Below are 15,626 nucleotides of genomic sequence, written 5' to 3' on the forward strand. Positions count from 1 at the left end.
CCGGCGCAGAAGCCGAGCAGCGCTGCGCCGATAGCCGCCCCGATTCCTAGCATGGCCACATCCTCCTGTCGCAGGTGTCGATGGCTTCGAGGTCGAAGATGAGCGCGTCTGCCGCGTGTAGTTCCTCGATCAGGTTGTTGAAGAGGTGGCTGTGGTGTGCGGAGAGGGTTTCGTGGGCGGGGACGATGATGTGGTGGGCGTCCTCGACGAGGAGGTCATGCATCAGGCGGTCGAACGCGGCTCGGCTGGTCGCGCGTTCGATGAAGACGGCGGTCAGGTCGTAGCCGTGGCTGTCGGCGAACTGCTGCATGCTTCGCTCGGCTTGGTCCACGATGGCGTTGCTGGTGTTGGCGTGCGGCGGCAGTAGGCGGATGTAGCCGTACAGCGGCGGTTTCATGGGCTCAGTTCCTCCTGCAGGGTGTGGACCTGGACGCCGGTGTCTTCCAGCACGTCGAGAAGGTGGTGCTGGACGACCGGGTGCGTGGAGAGGTGCGCGAGGCTGGGCGTGATCACGCGCCGGGCGTTGGAGCGGCAGGTCTCTTCGATCAGTGCGGTGAGGGCGGGGCGGTTCAGCGCGGTGTCGTACTCATGGAAGAGCCCTGCGAGGCAGTAGCCCTCCTGCTCGGCCCAGAACTTGAGGGCGAGTTCCATCTGCCGGATGTCGCCGTCGAGGGTGTCGCGGTCCACCCGCAGGTAGCCGTACATCAACGGCTTCACCCGTAGCTCCTCACACTCGCCGTGCCGGGACGCGAAGAACGTCACGAACTCGGTGGCGGTGAGCGCCAGAGGTTCCACATGACGCCTCCTGGTACGTCGGTTGCCTTCTGTGATGAGCAGACTAAGCTGTGCAATCGCGTGGTGCAATAGCATGAGCTGTGCAAGTGTGCACTACCCTGAACCGCCATGGAGAACCGCAGACCTGACACACTGGCCGGCATGGCGAACGGCTCAGGCTCGATCCGCAGGCGACGCCTGGGGATCGAGCTGCGTGAACTCCGTACGGCCAAAGGGCTGACGCTCGACGAGGTGGCACGCCGGTTTACCTGGTCGGTCAGCAAAGCCAGCCGCATGGAACGCGGCCTGGTCCCGGTCTCACCCCGGGACGTGGCCGACCTGGTGAAGCTCTACGGTGTCGACGACCCCGACCACGCCGATGCCCTGGTCGCCATGGCCGCAGCATCACGCCAACGTGACTGGTGGCACAAGTTCGACGACCTCTTGCCTCGCCAGTTCTCCGTCTACCTCGGCTTCGAGGGCGACGCGGAGAGCATCCACACCTACCAGAGCCTGCTGATCCCTGGTCTTCTCCAGACCGAGGCGTACGCGCGGGCGATCTTTCGCGCGGCGCAACCCGGCGAAACCGACGAGCAGATCGACCGCCGCGTCGAAGCCAGGCTGCTGCGTCAGACCATCGTCAAGAACAAGGACGCGCCGCGACTATGGGCGATCCTCGACGAGGCCGCCATCCGACGCGGCGTCGGCGGCAGAGACGTGATGCGCGAGCAGCTCGCCCACCTGGCGTCGTCCAGCAAGCAGCCGAACATCACCATCCAGGTCATCCCGTTCCAGACGGGTGCCTACATGTCGATGGACGGCGGCTTCATCATCCTGCGTTTCGCTGAAGCCGAAGACCCCGACGTCGTCTGCGTCGACATCAGGACCCGCAGCCTCTACGTCGACGACCCCGCCGAGGTCCGGAGATATACGCTGGCCCACGAGCAGTTGCTCGCACTGGCGGCAACCCCTGACGAGTCGATCAAGCTGATCGAGGCCGCTTTGGAGGAGATGCGATGAGTCCGACGGACCCGTTCGACCGCGACCGAGCGGTCTGGCGCAAGAGCACCCGCAGCAACGGCAACAGCGGCGACTGCGTCGAAGTGGCAGACAACCTGCCCGGCCAAGTCCTGGTCCGGGACACCAAGAACCGCGACGGTGGCACCCTGACCTTCGCGCCGTCCGCGTGGCACTCCTTCGTCGAACTGGCCAAGCAGCGTCACTGACCACTGACGCCTACCCCGGAGAGACAGCCAACGAGCGCCGACCCCGCCTCAGCAGGGTCGGCGCTCCAGGTCTGCGTCCGGGATGTAACCCAGGCCGGCCTGGTTTTAGACTGCCCTTCTGTCAAGAGTGCGTGCGCTGGCTCGACGGTCCGGCCCGGGCCGTCGAGGTGGGGCCTACGCCGGTTGAGGCGACCAGGAGGGTCCGCACTGCTCGCCTGACAGTGGGGGACCAGGGCCGCCTGATTGCCGGCCGGCCCGGCGGTTCAGCTCCCCGCCGCGAAGGCTCTGTCATGACGGCCGTGAGCGCGGACCCTTCGCGGAGCCATTTCCCCTGCTCAGGTATCGTTCTGTAGTGGACAATGGTGGCGTTTGCGTTGTCGCAGCGCCCTCTGCTGGCGGACCTCTCGCGGACCCCGTGCTCCGCAGCAGGTCAGGAGGGGTAGAATTCCGACCCAGTCGCAGCTCTCTCGGGAGCTGCCCTTCATTGAGGCTGCGGGCTGCGATGGGAAGAGATGGGCGGCCTCGACCGTCGCAGCTCTCTCGGGAGCTGCCCTTCATTGAGGCTCATCGCACCCACGGCAGCCCGCGAACCGGACGTCCCGTCGCAGCTCTCTCGGGAGCTGCCCTTCATTGAGGCGCCGCCCCCATCGTCGTCGGCTGCACCGCCGACCTGAGTCGCAGCTCTCTCGGGAGCTGCCCTTCATTGAGGCGCCAGGCGCGTTGGCACCGATCATCTGCCGTTCGGTCGCAGCTCTCTCGGGAGCTGCCCTTCATTGAGGCAGCTTGCGACGAAGGTCGGGGCTGCCATTGTTGACTCCGTCGCAGCTCTCTCGGGAGCTGCCCTTCATTGAGGCTCGATCGTGTCTCCGCCCCGAAATTCGTCGCCTTGTCGCAGCTCTCTCGGGAGCTGCCCTTCATTGAGGCTCCCACGGGTCCGGGTCGGGCTCGGTGGTGGTGTCGTTGTCGCAGCTCTCTCGGGAGCTGCCCTTCATTGAGGCTTGCGTGCTGCCGACTTGATGGACTTGAGTCGGATGTCGCAGCTCTCTCGGGAGCTGCCCTTCATTGAGGCGGGCTACGACACCGGACACCGAACCGTCGAACTGCGCATGAAGGGTCGCAGCTCTCTCGGGAGCTGCCCTTCATTGAGGCCCGACGCCCCGGGAGACCACCACGGTCGCCCGGGGGTCGCAGCTCTCTCGGGAGCTGCCCTTCATTGAGGCACAGAACGATTAGGCCCGGCCGGTTCAGGTTGACGTGGTCGCAGCTCTCTCGGGAGCTGCCCTTCATTGAGGCGACCTGGTGCCGGTCGAGGCCGAGGACCTGCAGTTCCGTCGCAGCTCTCTCGGGAGCTGCCCTTCATTGAGGCTGATCGGACTCAAGGTCCGGGAACTGCTCAAACTCCAGTCGCAGCTCTCTCGGGAGCTGCCCTTCATTGAGGCGTCACGACCAGCACCGGCACACCGTCCGGCAGATCATGTCGCAGCTCTCTCGGGAGCTGCCCTTCATTGAGGCGGGGCGACCCGCTCACTGGTGATGCCGGCCGACGTCGCAGCTCTCTCGGGAGCTGCCCTTCATTGAGGCTTCCTGGCGTGATCCGCACGGGACTCTCAGTGCGTGTCGTCGCAGCTCTCTCGGGAGCTGCCCTTCATTGAGGCCCCGTGCTGCGCTGCCTGCGGGGTAGTGCGCCGCCGGTCGCAGCTCTCTCGGGAGCTGCCCTTCATTGAGGCATGCCGCTGCCCTGGATCACGGTGATCAGGCCCTCGTGTCGCAGCTCCCTCGGGAGCTGCCCTTCGGTGCAAACCGCTCTCCGGCTCTAGCGAGCCCGGAAGGTGGCTGCGTCGAGGTGAGGATTACGCACGTTATTCATGCGTTTTAACGTGCGTAATCCTCACCTCGAAGTGGGCGGAGTATGGCAGTAATCGGACGACAGTGCCGTTGGTGAGGACGCGCCTACACCGGCGGCGAGGCCTTGGCTTGATCGCCCTCTCGTTGACGGAAGGCAAGCAGGTCAGCCGCATGGGTAGCCGGATCGCCGGAGTCAGCTCCCGCATGGCTAGGAGCGCCGCGATCGGGCCGCGACTCAGGGCCGCGTCCACGGTCTGCCGGTCACCAACCGACAACGACTGCTAGACCTGACCGGCCGTGCACATGCTGCAGAGCCCACCGATGTGCTCAGCGTCAGCGACCGAACATCGCGCCGTGCAGTCGGGACAAGTGAAGTGGAACATGACCGGATCATGCAGCGGACGAATCCGAGCCAGCAACCGTGTCGACGACATGTGAAATTGGCTCTGGTGACGGTCGAAGTTTGACCAGCGCCCAGCGGCCCAAGGGATTGTTTGAGATGACGATGAGGCTGGCGCGTTCGTAGCGGGCTGAGATACACGGCCTGCTCGACACCAAGATCCTCATCCTAGGCCGGTAGGTGCGCATTGACCCAACCCGTACACGATTGATCATCAAGGGTCAGTCGTCGGGTGCCAGGCGGTGGGTGAGCGCGGTGTGTCGGCGGCCGGCACCGGCGGTCCGGACCGCGATCGCGATCGCCTTGCGGGAGCCGACCAGCACGACGAGCTTCTTCGCCCGGGTCACCGCCGTGTAGAGCAGGTTGCGCTGCAGCAGCGTGTACGAACTCATGGTGACCGGGATGACCACCGCCGGATACTCGCTGCCCTGGGAGCGGTGCACGGTGATCGCGTACGCGTGCTGCAACTCGTCCAACTCGTCGAACTCGTACTCGATGTCCTCGTCCTCGTCGGTGCGTACGGTGAGCTTGCGCTCCTCGGTGCTGACCGCGGTGACCACCCCGATGGTGCCGTTGAAGACGCCGGCGGTGCCCTTGTCGTAGTTGTTGCGGATCTGGATGACCTTGTCGTTGATCCGGAACACCCGGGCGCCGTGCCGCCGCTCCGGCCGGTCGTCGCGCGGCGGTGCGAGGGCCTCCTGCAGGGCGGTGTTGAGGTTGCCGGCGCCGGCCGGACCCCGGTGCATCGGGCTGAGTACCTGGATGTCGCGGGCCGGCACCCGGAACTTGCGCGGGATCCGCCGGGCGACGATGTCCACCACCAGGCCGGCGACCGCCTCCGGCTCGTCGGCCGCGAACAGGAAGAAGTCGGCCATGCCGTCGGTACGGGGCTGTTCGCCGGCGTTGATCCGGTGCGCGTTGACCACCACCCCGGACTCCTGAGCCTGCCGGAAGATCCGGGTCAGCCGCACCTGCGGTACGGCCGGGGCGGCGAGGACGTCGCGCAGTACTTCGCCGGCACCGACCGACGGCAACTGGTCGACGTCGCCGACCAGGAGCAGGTGGGCACCGGGTGCGACCGCCTTGACCAGCTTGTTGGCCAGGATCAGGTCGAGCATCGACGCCTCGTCGACGACGATCAGGTCCGCGTCGATCGGGTTGTCCCGGTCGTACGTCGGATCGCCGCCGGGCCGCAGTTGCAGCAGCCGGTGCACGGTGGCGGCCGGGTGGCCGGTGAGTTCGGTCATCCGCTTCGCGGCCCGGCCGGTCGGCGCGGCGAGCACGATCTTGGCGCCCTTGGCGGCGGCCAGCGTGATGATCGACTTGACGGTGAACGACTTGCCGCAGCCCGGCCCGCCGGTGAGTACCGCCACCTTCGAGGTCAGCGCCAGGCGTACCGCCTGCTCCTGCTCGGGGGCGAGGTCGGCGCCGGTGCCGGCGCGCAGCCAGGCCAGCGCCCGGCCCCAGTCGACGTCGGCGAAGGCCGACAACCGGTCGGCCCGGTGGTGCAGCAGCCGCAGCAGGCTGCCGGCCAGCGAGCATTCGGCCCGGTGGAACGGCACCAGGTAGACCGCCGGGATGGTGCTCCCGTCGCTGGTCGGGTTCGGCACCGCCTCGCGTACCACGCCTTCCTCGGCGACCAGCGCGGTGAGCGCGTCGCGGACGAGTTCGACGGCGACGCCGAGGATGCCGGCGGCGTCCGTGCACAGGTTGGGCTCTGGCAGGTAGCAGTGGCCGTTGTCGGCGGCCTCGGAGAGGGTGTACTGGATGCCGGCCTTGATCCGTTCCGGGCTGTCGTGCGGGATGCCGACCGCCTGCGCGATGGTGTCGGCGGTTTTGAACCCGATGCCCCAGACGTCGGCGGCCAGCCGGTACGGCTCGTTGCGGACGATCGAGATCGACGCGTCGCCGTACTTCTTGTAGATCCGGACGGCGAGCGAGGTGGTGACCCCGACGCCCTGCAGGAAGATCATCACCTCCTTGATCGCCTGTTGTTCGATCCACGCCTTGGCGATCAGCGAGGTCCGTTTCGGCCCGAGACCGGGCACTTCGACCAGCCGGCCCGGTTCTTCCTCGATGATCCGTAGCGTGTCGGCGCCGAAGTGGGCCACGATCCGGCCGGCCATCTTCGGTCCGATCCCCTTGATCAGGCCGGAGCCGAGGTAGCGTTCGATGCCCTGCACGGTGGCCGGAAGCACCGTGGTGTACGAGTGGACCTCGAACTGCCGGCCGTACTTCGGGTGCGACCCCCACCGGCCGACCAGCCGGATGCTCTCCCCGGGCTGTACGCCGAGCAGCGAGCCGACCACGGTCAGCAGGTCGGTGCCGGACCGCTCGGTGGCGACCCGGGCGATGGTGTAGCCGGTCTCCTCGTTGGCGTAGGTGATCCGTTCCAGGACCGCCTCCAGCACCGCTGCCGGCGGCCGGGTCGGCGGTGCGGCGGAGTGCGTGGCCGGAGGCGTGGCGGAGTGCGCGGCCGGGGCGGCGGTGGGTCCGGTGGTGGCGGTCACCGGTCGATTATCCGACCGGCGTGTCGGCGTACCCGCTCGCCTGCAGCTCGAACAGTTCCCGGTACAGCCCGTCGACGGCGAGCAGTTCGTCGTGGGTACCGGCCTCGACCAGCCGGCCCGACCGCAGCACGTAGATCCGGTCGGCCTGGCGGACGTTGGCCAGCCGGTGGGTGATCAGCACGACGGTCCGGTCCGGCCGGCGTCGGAGCTGCTGGAACAGGGCGTGTTCGGCGCGGGCGTCCAGCGCCGCCGACGGTTCGTCGCAGATCAGCAGCGGCGCGTCGCGGTAGATGCCACGGGCGGCGACCAGCCGCTGCCACTGGCCACCGGACAGGTCGTGGCCTTCCCGGAAGTTGCGGTCGAGCAGCGTCCGATAGCCCCGGGGCAGGCTCTCGATCATCTCGTGTGCGGTGGCGGCCGTCGCCGCATCCACCATGGACGGCCGCACCCGGTCGTGCTCCGCCCGGTGGCGGTCCGGTCGGCCGATGGTGATGTTCTGCCCGGCGGTGAACGGGAACCGCCACCAGTCCTGGCTCACCACCGCGACCTGGCCGGCGAGCCGCTGCGGGTCGATCTCGTCGATGTCGACGCCGTCCCAGCGGATGGTGCCGCTGCTCGGCCGGTACAGCCCGGCGATCAGTTTGGCCAGGGTCGACTTCCCGGAGCCGTTCTCGCCGACCAGCGCGATCACCTCGCCCCGGCGCAGGGTCAGGCTGACCCCGTCGACCGCCGGCCGGTCGGTGTCCGGGTAGCTCAGGCTGACGCCGTCCAGCTCGATCTCGTGGTACCCGCCGATCCGCCGTCCGCCGGCCGGCGGCACCTGCCGGTCGGCGCGGGCCAGGAAGTCGCGGTAGTCGCGGTAGTACAGCGCGTCCTCGTACAGCGAGTTGGTGGCGTGGATGGCGGTGTTCAGGTTGGCCCGGGCGGCCTGCAGCGCGATCATCGCGGTGGCGGCGGCGGCCAGCGGGATCATGCCGACCAGGAGCAGACCGCCGAGTACGGCGTACACGACGAAGGCGGCGGTACCGCTGAACGCACCCCCGACCACCCGGGTGCCGGTCTGTGCCCGGACCAGCCGCAGTTGGGCCCGGGTCTCGGTGGTCATCGTGCGGTGGTACTCGCCGAGCAGGAAGTCCCGCATCTGGTAGGTGCGGATCTCGGCGGCGGTGTGCCGGTTGGCCATCAGGTGGGCCAGCATCCACATCCGCCGCCGCCGGGTGATCCGGGCCAGCAGCGCGAGGTATTCGCGGCGGGCGATCCGGATGGCGGTGACGGCGGCCGGCACCGCCGCCAGCAGCAGGCACGGCAGCAGCAGCGGTTCGATGACGGTGACCGCGGCGGCGGTGGCGGCCACCCCGACGACTCCGGTGGTGAGGTTCACCGCGTCGTCGACGATGGACGCCGCTTCGACGGTGCCCCGGTCGCGGGCCCGGTCCATCTCCTCGGCGAAGCCGGCGTCGTCGAACGCGGCCAGCTCCACCGACGTGGTCGCCTCGAACAGCCGTAGCTCGGCCCGGTAGGTGACCTGGGGGGTCAGCCGGGCCTGGGCCCAGCCGGCGGCGATGGTCAGCCCGCCCCGGGCCACCACGGCGAGCGCGGCGACGGTGAGCGCCGGGGCGGCCGCGCGGATCCGGTCCGGCGTCGGCCCGGAGGCGAACAGTTCCCGCAGCACGCTGCTGGTGGCCAGCAGCCCGAAGGTGGTCATCACCCCGGCCACGATGTTCAGCCCGATCGCGGCGACCGTGTCGCGTGGGCTCACCGACCAGGCCAGCCGGACCGCCTCGGCGAGGATCCCGGGCAGCCGGCGGGCGACGGTCCAGAAGCTGGTCGCGGCGAACGCCCGGGCGTGGTGCATCCAGTCGGCGTCGGCGAGTTCGGGCAGCGCCTCGCCGTCGTCGGGGGAGTCGGCGGGTGGTTGCGTGGCGGCGGAAGCTTTTTGCCGAATAGGCCACATGCGTCCGGATCCTTTGTCGTCGGCCTGCCGCAGGGGCGGACGGAACGTAGCGTGGAGGCTACTGAAGGATATGTGGTCGGTGATGCCGGCGAGTGTCGTACCGGCTATCCATGGCAAACTTTCGATCCGGTGGCGAACGGCCGCCCACCCCGACGGAAGAAGGCCAGCGACCGATGGACCAGCAGCAACTGCAGACACTCCGACAGCTGTACGTGCGACAGCGCATCCGGTTGATGGTCAACCAGTACGAGGTCCGCGCCGTCGGCCCGGACGGCTCACCCGGGCCGCTGCTCGCCTTCGCCCAGCAGAAGCGGCTGGCCTTCCGCGAACAGGTCACCCTCTACGCCGACGATCAGCGCCAACAGCCCGTACTCGGGTTCAAAGCCCGGCAGGTGATCGACCTCGGGGCGACCTACGACGTGACGGACGCCTCCGGCCACCCGATCGGACTGTTCCGCAAGGACTTCGCCAAGTCGCTGCTGCGCTCCACCTGGCACCTGGAGCAGCCCAACCTCGGCGCGGCGACCGGCGCGGAACGCAACATGGTGGTCGCCCTGCTGCGCCGGTTCAGTGACCTGCTTTCCTGGCTGCCGTACCACTTCGATTTCACCATCGACGGCCAGCCGGCCTTCTCCGTGGTGCGCAGGTGGGGCCTGCGGGACAACTACCAGGTCGACATCCACCACCCGCAACTGGACCGCCGCCTGGTGATCGCCATGGCCGTCGCGCTGGACGCCCTGCAGTCGCGGTGACCTGCCGATTCCGTCCCGGGGCGGCCGATGGCGCCGTCCCGGCAGCCGGGCCGGGGCGGCCGCTGGCGTACCGGCTTCACTAAGATATCGATTTGTGATGGCCGGATGTGGGCAAGCGACCACCAGTCTGGACCGACGGCTGCGGCAGACCCGGGAGCACCACTTCGTCGGCCGGGCCGCCGAGCTCGCCCTGCTGCGGGAGGCGTTGGACCGCGCCCCCGAGCCGCTCGGAGTGCTCTACCTGCACGGTCCGGGCGGCATCGGCAAGTCCACCCTGCTGCGGTACTTCGGTGACGAGGCCGCTGCCGCCGGGCGGCGGGTGGTGCATGTGGACGGTCGGGCGGTCAGCCCGTCGCCGGCCCGGTTCGAGCTCGCCGCCAGCGACGCGTTGGCCGACGACACTGCGGTGCTGCTGGTCGACTCGTTCGAGCACTGCCAGGGGCTGGAGGACTGGCTGCGGGACCGGTTCCTGCCCCGACTGCCCGAGTCCGTCCTGGTGGTGCTGGCCGGCCGGGGCGGCCCCGGGCCGCAGTGGCGGGCCGACCCGGCCTGGCGTGACCTGCTGAAGGTGATCCCGATGGGCAACCTGTCCCGGGAGCACGCCGTCGCGCTGCTGAACCGCCGGGGCGTACCGCCGGATCTGCACCCCTCGGTGCTGTCGTTCGCCGGCGGCCACCCGCTGGCGCTGCGACTCGCCGCCGAGGTCGCGGTCACCCACGACGCCGCCGCCACCGCCGCCTGGCGGCCCAGCCTGAACGTGGTGGAGACCCTGCTCACCCAGCTGATCGGGGAGACCCCGTCGCCGCTGCACCGGCACGCGCTGGAGATCTGCGCGCATGCCCAGACGACCACCGAAGGACTGCTGCGGGCGGCCCTGGACCGCGACCCCGGGCCGATCTTCGCCTGGCTGCGTGAGTTGCCGTTCATCGAGTCCGACGCCCGCGGCCTGCGCCCGCACGACGTGGTCCGCGACGCGCTCAACGACGACCTGCGCTGGCGTGACCCGCAGGGCTACGAGACGATGCACCGGCGGCTGCACGCCTACCTGCTCGAGCAGGCGCTGGCCGCCACCGGGCCGGCGGTGCTGCCGGCGGTCGGCGCGATGATGTACCTGCAACGGCACGCGCAGGAGATCCGCCGCTACTTCACCTTCGCCAGCGAGGGCGAGGCCTACGAGGATCCGTACCAGCCGGCGGACCGGCCGACGGTGCTGGACCTCGCCGGCGAGGCCGAAGGCCCGGAGTCCGCCGCGCTGGTCGGCTTCTGGCTGGACCGCCAGCCCGAGGGCTGCCGCGTCTACCGCAGCTCCGCCACCGACGAAGTGGTGGGCTTCATGATCTGGCTGGACCTGGACGACCCGCAGCCGGCCGAACTGGACGCCGATCCGGTCGTCGACACCGCCTGGCGGCACTGCCGGGCCAGCGCCCCGCTGCGCGGCGGCGAACACATCGGTCTGGCCCGGTTCATGGTGCATCCCCCGTCATACCAGCGGCCGTCGCCGGTGACCGACATGATCCAGATGCGGATGCTGGCCCACTACCTGCACGACAAGGGTCTGGCCCTGCACTACCTGGTGCTGCACGACGCCGAGTTCTGGGGGCCGCACCTGGCCTACTTCGACGACCATCCCGTTGAGACGGTGCCGCAGGTCGGCGGACGCCTGTACCACCTGTTCTTCCACGACTGGCGGGTCACGCCGCTGATGCACTGGCTCGACCACAACCAGCGGCAACTGCTGTACGGGCTGCAGCCGCGTACCGCCCGGCCCGGTGCCGACCTGCTGGTGCTGTCCCGCCCCGAGTTCGACGCGGCGGTCCGGTCCGCGATGCGGGCCTGGCGCCGCCCCGACGCGCTGGCCGCCAACCCGCTGGTCCGTACCCGGCTGGTCGCCGACCGCCCGGACGGCGACCCGGTCGACGCGCTGCGCGGCGTACTCGGTGCCGCGCTCGACGGCCTGCGCGACGACGCCCGGTCACACCGGGTGCTGGTCACCACGTTCGTGCACGGCACCCCGACGCAGGAGGCGGCGGCGGACCGGCTCGGTCTGCCGTTCAGCACCTACCGCCGGCATCTGACCCGGGCGTTGGACCGGATCAGCGACGCCCTGTGGCACCGCGAACTGCACGGCTGACTCAAGCTGATCGGCGGTCGGGTCACGACTCCCGGCGCCACAACAGCTCACAGATCCGGTCGATGGCGGCCCGCAGATGCCGCTTGTACGTGCTGGCCGGCAGACCGAGCCGGTCCGCCGCCGCCTCCTGGGTGGTCGGCCCGGCGAGGTAGGTGGCGGACAGCACCCGGTACAGCTTGGCATCGCGTGGGTCGTGCCGCAGCGACTCCGCCGCGTCGGTCAGCAGCGTCCGCAGCGTGTCCACCGGGTCCCGAACGCCTGACTGACCGGCGCCTGACTGGTCGGCGGACGGGCCGGCACCGGAACCGAGCACCAAACGGCTGCGGGTCAACGGGTTGGCCCGCAGCGCCGACCCGTCGTGCAGCCGCCGCAGCGCCGACCGGACCGCCGCGTCGAAGTCGGGCCGGGAGAGCACCGTGTGCACCGGGGCGGCGACGACGGTGGCGGCCGCGCCGGTCGAGGACCGGGCCGGCGCGCCGGTCAGCGGCCACGCGGTCACCCGGGACGCCCACACGTCCACCGGGACCGCCCGCCAGTCGTGTGCGTACAGGTCGTACGTCCGGCCGTCGACCACCGGCCGGGGCCGGACCGGCTGGTGGTCGATGAACTCGGCCACTCCGACCGCCTCGTCGGCCAGCGTGAGGAACGACCAGGCGAGCCGCTGCGACCGGATCCACCACTGCAGGGTCCGGACGTGCATCAGATCCCGGACCGCGGAGCGCCGCCGCGCCGCCAGTGGGTAGCTGAACCGGGTGAGCAGGATGTGTTCTCCGGCCCGAGGCGGCGCGGCGGCGGCGGACCGCCAGACCGCCGCGACCACCGGGTCGGCGGCGATCTCGTCCGGGTCCGGGCCGGTGAGCCGCAGAGTCACCTGGAACCCGGCGACGGCTCCGTCGAGCGAACGCCGGTACACGTCGAACGCCTCCGGTTGGCGGTCCAGCCAGAAGCCGACCAGCTGGTCGGTGCCGTCGCCGGACTCCCGAACGATCCGCCGCAGGGTGGCGTGGTCGCCGGGCGTCGCCCGGTCCGGGTAGACCGCGCCGCCGCCGTGGCGCAGCGCGAACGGCGCCATCACGGCGGTGTCCTGCAGGATGTGGTAGAGCGAGCGGACCGCCGGCAGTACGGCGTCGCCGCTGGCGGCCCGCGCCCGGTGCAGCAGGTGGGCCGCCACCCGGGCGTGCATCACCTGGTAGCCGTGCGGGTCCCGCCAGCGCAGATCCGTGTCCAGCACACTGCGTACCACGTCGTGCGGGACGACCCCGTCGCGGCCACTTTGGACGAATGGTAGCCGGCGCAGCCAGGCGAACAGTTCCGCCGCCGCCTCGCCGACCACGGAACGCAGCAGGTCCTCGGTGGTGGTCAGCGCATGTGAGCAGGTCTCCAGCGCGAGCCGGTGCTGCGCCGACGGCAGCTCGCCGACCAGGTGGTGCAGCAGCGTCGCGACGACGTCCGGGGTCGGTGTCCAGGTGGCGGCGGCCCGGCGGTCACCGACGGCGACCGCGGCGGACAGGTTGAGCGCGAGCGGATGGCCGCCGGCGAAGCGCAGCACCGCGTCCCAGAGTTCACGAGGTACGCCGCGCCGGTCCAGCAGCTCGGTGGCCGCGTCCGGCGGCAGACCGCCGAGGCTCTCCACCCGCAGTACGCCGGACCAGCCGAGGTCGGCCTGCCACTCGCAGTCCGGTGCCTGCCGGCCGGCGACCACCACGACGACGCCGTCCGGGATGCGCGGCAGGAACCGGTCCCGCAGCCAGCCTTCCAGGCCCTGGCAGCGTTCGAATGTGTCGACCAGCAGGACGGCCGGGGCGCCGCTGAGCGCGGCGTAGGCGGCCGCGGTGAACCCGGCCGGGGACGGGTCGATGCCGGCGCCGTCGACCTGGACGACGATCCGGCCGGCGTCGCGGGCGAGGGCGGCGAACCGACGCAGCAACATGGACTTGCCGATGCCGCCGGGGCCGTGCACGAACCACACCGGACATCCGTCGGGCGCGCCGGCGAGTGCGGCCCGGAAGGCGTCCAGTTCGGCGGTACGGCCGACGAACGCCTCCTCGCGGGCCGTTCCCAGTCGGTTTGCCAGCCGCCCAGCCACCGCACCCCCCGTGATCTGGTCCACCAGGCATACTACGGTGGGTTACCGTCGGTGCTGAACGGCAGCCCGGCTGCTGCGTCGAGCGGTCGGCTCGCTTCGCCGGCCGGTAGCAGCCCGTCGCGCTGGGTGCCCGCCGGGATGTCTCCGGTGGCCGGCCTGCCCGCGCCGGGTCGCCACCAGTTGGCCCGGCCGAGCAGCGCCATCGTGGCCGGTACCAGCAGGCCACGGATGATCGTGGCGTCCACTGCGATCGCCACCGCCATCCCGAGCCCGAACATCTTGATCACCGGGCTCGGGTTGAGCACGAAGCTGGCGAAGACACAGACCATGATCAACGCGGCGGAGGTGATCACCCGCCCGGTGGCGGCCAGCCCGGTCCGTACCGACAGCAGGTTCATCACCGCCGCCTTGACCGCGAGCACGGGTGCCCGGAACGCGAACAGCAGCAGCAACGCGGAGAGCGCCACCACCACGGCGATCACCCACGGCATTCGGTCGGCGACCCGTTCGGTGAGATCGGACTTGATCGCCACCGCGCCGGTGACGTGCAGCTGTCCGCCGTACGGCTGGACCTCCCGTAGCGCCGCCACGGTGTCCACGGTGGCCGGATCGCTGGGGGCGGTGGTCGGCTGCATCCGCAGCGTACTCACCCGACCGCCGTCGGAGACGGCCGGTGGCGCGACCGCGCGGCGGCCGGCGGGGTCACCGACACCACGTGCGGTGCCTGCTCGACCCGGTCGAGCGCGGCGGTGACCGCCGCGACGTTCGCCGGATCGTCCAACCGACCGTCGCCCGCTTCGAAGATCAGCTGCCCGCTGGCCTCGTCGCTGCCGGAGAAATGCTCGTCGGCCAGGTCCCGCTGCCGACCGCGCCCATCATCCGGTGGACGGCACCGGTCTCCACGCTGTTCACGCCGGCTCCCCGCACTTGTCGGTGTCTGACGGCGTCGCCCGTCCGGCGGGCCGCAGGCCGTCTCCGCCGACGGCGACGGACTCGCCGGTGATCTCCAGGCGCAGCCCGTCGGCGGTCGCGGTCAGTCCGTGGTACGCCAGCCCGGCCGGCAGATCGGGCAGCTCCCGTTCGATCCGACGCTGCCCGAGGGCACCGGCGCCGAGGGCACCGGCCAGCTGGTCGGCGGAGCGGCGCAGCCCGAACACCTCGACCTCCACCGGCTCGATCCGCAACATGCGGCCGTCGAGCACGGGTACGGCGTACACGGTCACCGGCACGGCCTGGCCGAAGATCGTCGCTGTCACGTCGACGATCAGCTGGCCGTTGTCGCTGCCGCGAATCTGCACGTCGGCCCCGGAAAGCAGACCGCCGAAAGAGTCTGCCGATTCTCCGTCAGTCCCGCCGCCGGCCCAGTTGTCGGTCAGCGTGTCCAGTCGCGTGAGGTCGACCGTGAGCGCGGCGTACAGCTGACCGATCCGGATCTCGACCGGGCCCGAACCGGCGGAGCCGGCACCGGCCGCTGCCAGGCCGCCGTCGATCTCGACGTCGCGCACCTCGGCGGTTACCCCGGCGATCGGCAGCTCGCTTCCGCCGAAGCGGTCGGCGGTGACGGTGAGACCGGCGAACCGGCCGGCCAACGCCTGCGTCACGAACGGGAAGCCGTGTACGTCGACCTGCGGCGGCTCGGCCAGCCCGAGGACGCAGGCGGCGGCGTCGGCGAGCCGGCCGCCGACCACCCCGGCGGCGATCCGGTCCGCGACGACCAGACTCCCGGGGATCAGCAGCGCCACGGTGAGCAGCAGCCATCCCCGCCGGTTGCGAGGTCTCCAGATGCGCATGCCCCGATCACACCCGGCTGCGGTGCAAGCCGGACGTGAGTTCGATGAGAACCCGTTAAGAACTGCCCGCACCGCTGCAACCGCACCAGCTCGTCCCGTGGTTCCGGGCGGCGGATGAAGATGTAGGTACTATGGTTGAGTTGTAGGCACAGTTAGGG

At 70.3% G+C, this 15,626-nt stretch carries 12 protein-coding genes and 1 CRISPR repeat array; of the genes, 4 read left to right on the forward strand and 8 right to left on the reverse strand.

Going from position 1 to position 15,626, the window contains the following annotated elements:
- Positions 1 to 46: 46 nt before the first annotated feature.
- Positions 47 to 397 carry a recombinase family protein gene (locus EDC02_RS38915; RefSeq protein ID WP_123607045.1) on the reverse strand — a complete coding sequence of 117 codons (351 nt, stop codon included), beginning with the start codon at positions 395 to 397 and terminating at the stop codon, positions 47 to 49.
- On the reverse strand, positions 394 to 795 hold the full coding sequence (locus EDC02_RS38920; RefSeq protein WP_158632466.1) for a recombinase family protein: 402 nt from the start codon (positions 793 to 795) through the stop codon (positions 394 to 396). Before EDC02_RS38920 ends, EDC02_RS38915 begins: the two co-directional genes overlap by 4 nt.
- A gap of 141 nt (positions 796 to 936) precedes the next feature.
- Here EDC02_RS38920 and EDC02_RS38925 point away from each other — a divergent pair, with 141 nt between their 5' ends.
- Both EDC02_RS38925 and EDC02_RS38930 read left to right on the forward strand, forming a co-directional pair.
- Complete coding sequence (locus tag EDC02_RS38925) at positions 937 to 1,794, forward strand: helix-turn-helix transcriptional regulator (RefSeq protein WP_158632467.1); 858 nt, start codon at positions 937 to 939, stop codon at positions 1,792 to 1,794.
- A complete protein-coding gene (locus EDC02_RS38930) occupies positions 1,791 to 2,000 on the forward strand; it encodes a DUF397 domain-containing protein (RefSeq protein WP_123607048.1) in 210 nt (69 codons plus the stop codon). The genes EDC02_RS38925 and EDC02_RS38930 overlap by 4 nt, the downstream gene beginning before the upstream one ends.
- A 455-nt stretch (positions 2,001 to 2,455) precedes the next feature.
- Positions 2,456 to 3,800: a CRISPR direct-repeat array (repeat unit 36 nt; unit sequence GTCGCAGCTCTCTCGGGAGCTGCCCTTCATTGAGGC).
- 666 nt (positions 3,801 to 4,466) lie between these two features.
- On the opposite strand, the gene EDC02_RS38935 is transcribed toward EDC02_RS38930, so the two are convergent.
- Both EDC02_RS38935 and EDC02_RS38940 read right to left on the reverse strand, forming a co-directional pair.
- The gene (locus EDC02_RS38935; RefSeq protein WP_233606746.1) at positions 4,467 to 6,656 is read right to left on the reverse strand and encodes an ATP-dependent RecD-like DNA helicase; all 2,190 of its coding nucleotides are present in this window, start codon (positions 6,654 to 6,656) and stop codon (positions 4,467 to 4,469) included.
- A 106-nt stretch (positions 6,657 to 6,762) separates the two neighbouring features.
- Entirely contained in the window at positions 6,763 to 8,709 is a 1,947-nt protein-coding gene (locus EDC02_RS38940; RefSeq protein WP_123607050.1) for an ABC transporter ATP-binding protein, read from the reverse strand.
- A 173-nt stretch (positions 8,710 to 8,882) separates the two neighbouring features.
- On the opposite strand from EDC02_RS38940, the gene EDC02_RS38945 reads away from it, so the two are divergent.
- The gene (locus EDC02_RS38945) at positions 8,883 to 9,461 is read left to right on the forward strand and encodes a hypothetical protein (protein WP_123607051.1); all 579 of its coding nucleotides are present in this window, start codon (positions 8,883 to 8,885) and stop codon (positions 9,459 to 9,461) included.
- Positions 9,462 to 9,558: 97 nt separating this feature from the next.
- A complete protein-coding gene (locus EDC02_RS38950) occupies positions 9,559 to 11,592 on the forward strand; it encodes an AAA family ATPase (protein ID WP_123607052.1) in 2,034 nt (677 codons plus the stop codon).
- Positions 11,593 to 11,614: 22 nt separating this feature from the next.
- Here the strand turns inward: EDC02_RS38950 and EDC02_RS38955 are convergent, their stop codons facing one another.
- From EDC02_RS38955 to EDC02_RS38965, 4 genes are all read right to left on the reverse strand, one after another.
- Complete coding sequence (locus EDC02_RS38955; protein WP_158632468.1) at positions 11,615 to 13,702, reverse strand: AAA family ATPase; 2,088 nt, start codon at positions 13,700 to 13,702, stop codon at positions 11,615 to 11,617.
- Positions 13,703 to 13,710: 8 nt separating this feature from the next.
- Positions 13,711 to 14,328 (reverse strand): MMPL family transporter, encoded by a 618-nt coding sequence (locus tag EDC02_RS38960; RefSeq protein WP_233606672.1) that lies wholly within the window; start codon positions 14,326 to 14,328, stop codon positions 13,711 to 13,713.
- Positions 14,325 to 14,459 carry a hypothetical protein gene (locus EDC02_RS42485; RefSeq protein ID WP_255500655.1) on the reverse strand — a complete coding sequence of 45 codons (135 nt, stop codon included), beginning with the start codon at positions 14,457 to 14,459 and terminating at the stop codon, positions 14,325 to 14,327. Before EDC02_RS42485 ends, EDC02_RS38960 begins: the two co-directional genes overlap by 4 nt.
- A 127-nt stretch (positions 14,460 to 14,586) precedes the next feature.
- Positions 14,587 to 15,468, reverse strand: coding sequence for a DUF2993 domain-containing protein (locus EDC02_RS38965; protein ID WP_123607054.1), 882 nt, complete (start codon positions 15,466 to 15,468; stop codon positions 14,587 to 14,589).
- Between the last annotated feature and the right edge of the window lie 158 nt (positions 15,469 to 15,626).

This window comes from Micromonospora sp. Llam0 (genome assembly GCF_003751085.1).
In the GTDB taxonomy this organism is placed as follows: domain Bacteria; phylum Actinomycetota; class Actinomycetes; order Mycobacteriales; family Micromonosporaceae; genus Micromonospora_E.

Excerpts from the sequence above, each read along its gene's own strand:
- EDC02_RS38915 (WP_123607045.1), bottom strand. The coding sequence starts at position 397 with ATGAAACCGCCGCTGTACGGCTACATCCGCCTACTGCCGCCGCACGCC.
- EDC02_RS38925 (WP_158632467.1), top strand. The coding sequence starts at position 937 with ATGGCGAACGGCTCAGGCTCGATCCGCAGGCGACGCCTGGGGATCGAG.
- EDC02_RS38930 (WP_123607048.1), top strand. The coding sequence starts at position 1,791 with ATGAGTCCGACGGACCCGTTCGACCGCGACCGAGCGGTCTGGCGCAAG.
- EDC02_RS38940 (WP_123607050.1), bottom strand. The coding sequence starts at position 8,709 with ATGTGGCCTATTCGGCAAAAAGCTTCCGCCGCCACGCAACCACCCGCC.
- EDC02_RS38945 (WP_123607051.1), top strand. The coding sequence starts at position 8,883 with ATGGACCAGCAGCAACTGCAGACACTCCGACAGCTGTACGTGCGACAG.
- EDC02_RS38950 (WP_123607052.1), top strand. The coding sequence starts at position 9,559 with ATGGCCGGATGTGGGCAAGCGACCACCAGTCTGGACCGACGGCTGCGG.
- EDC02_RS38965 (WP_123607054.1), bottom strand. The coding sequence starts at position 15,468 with ATGCGCATCTGGAGACCTCGCAACCGGCGGGGATGGCTGCTGCTCACC.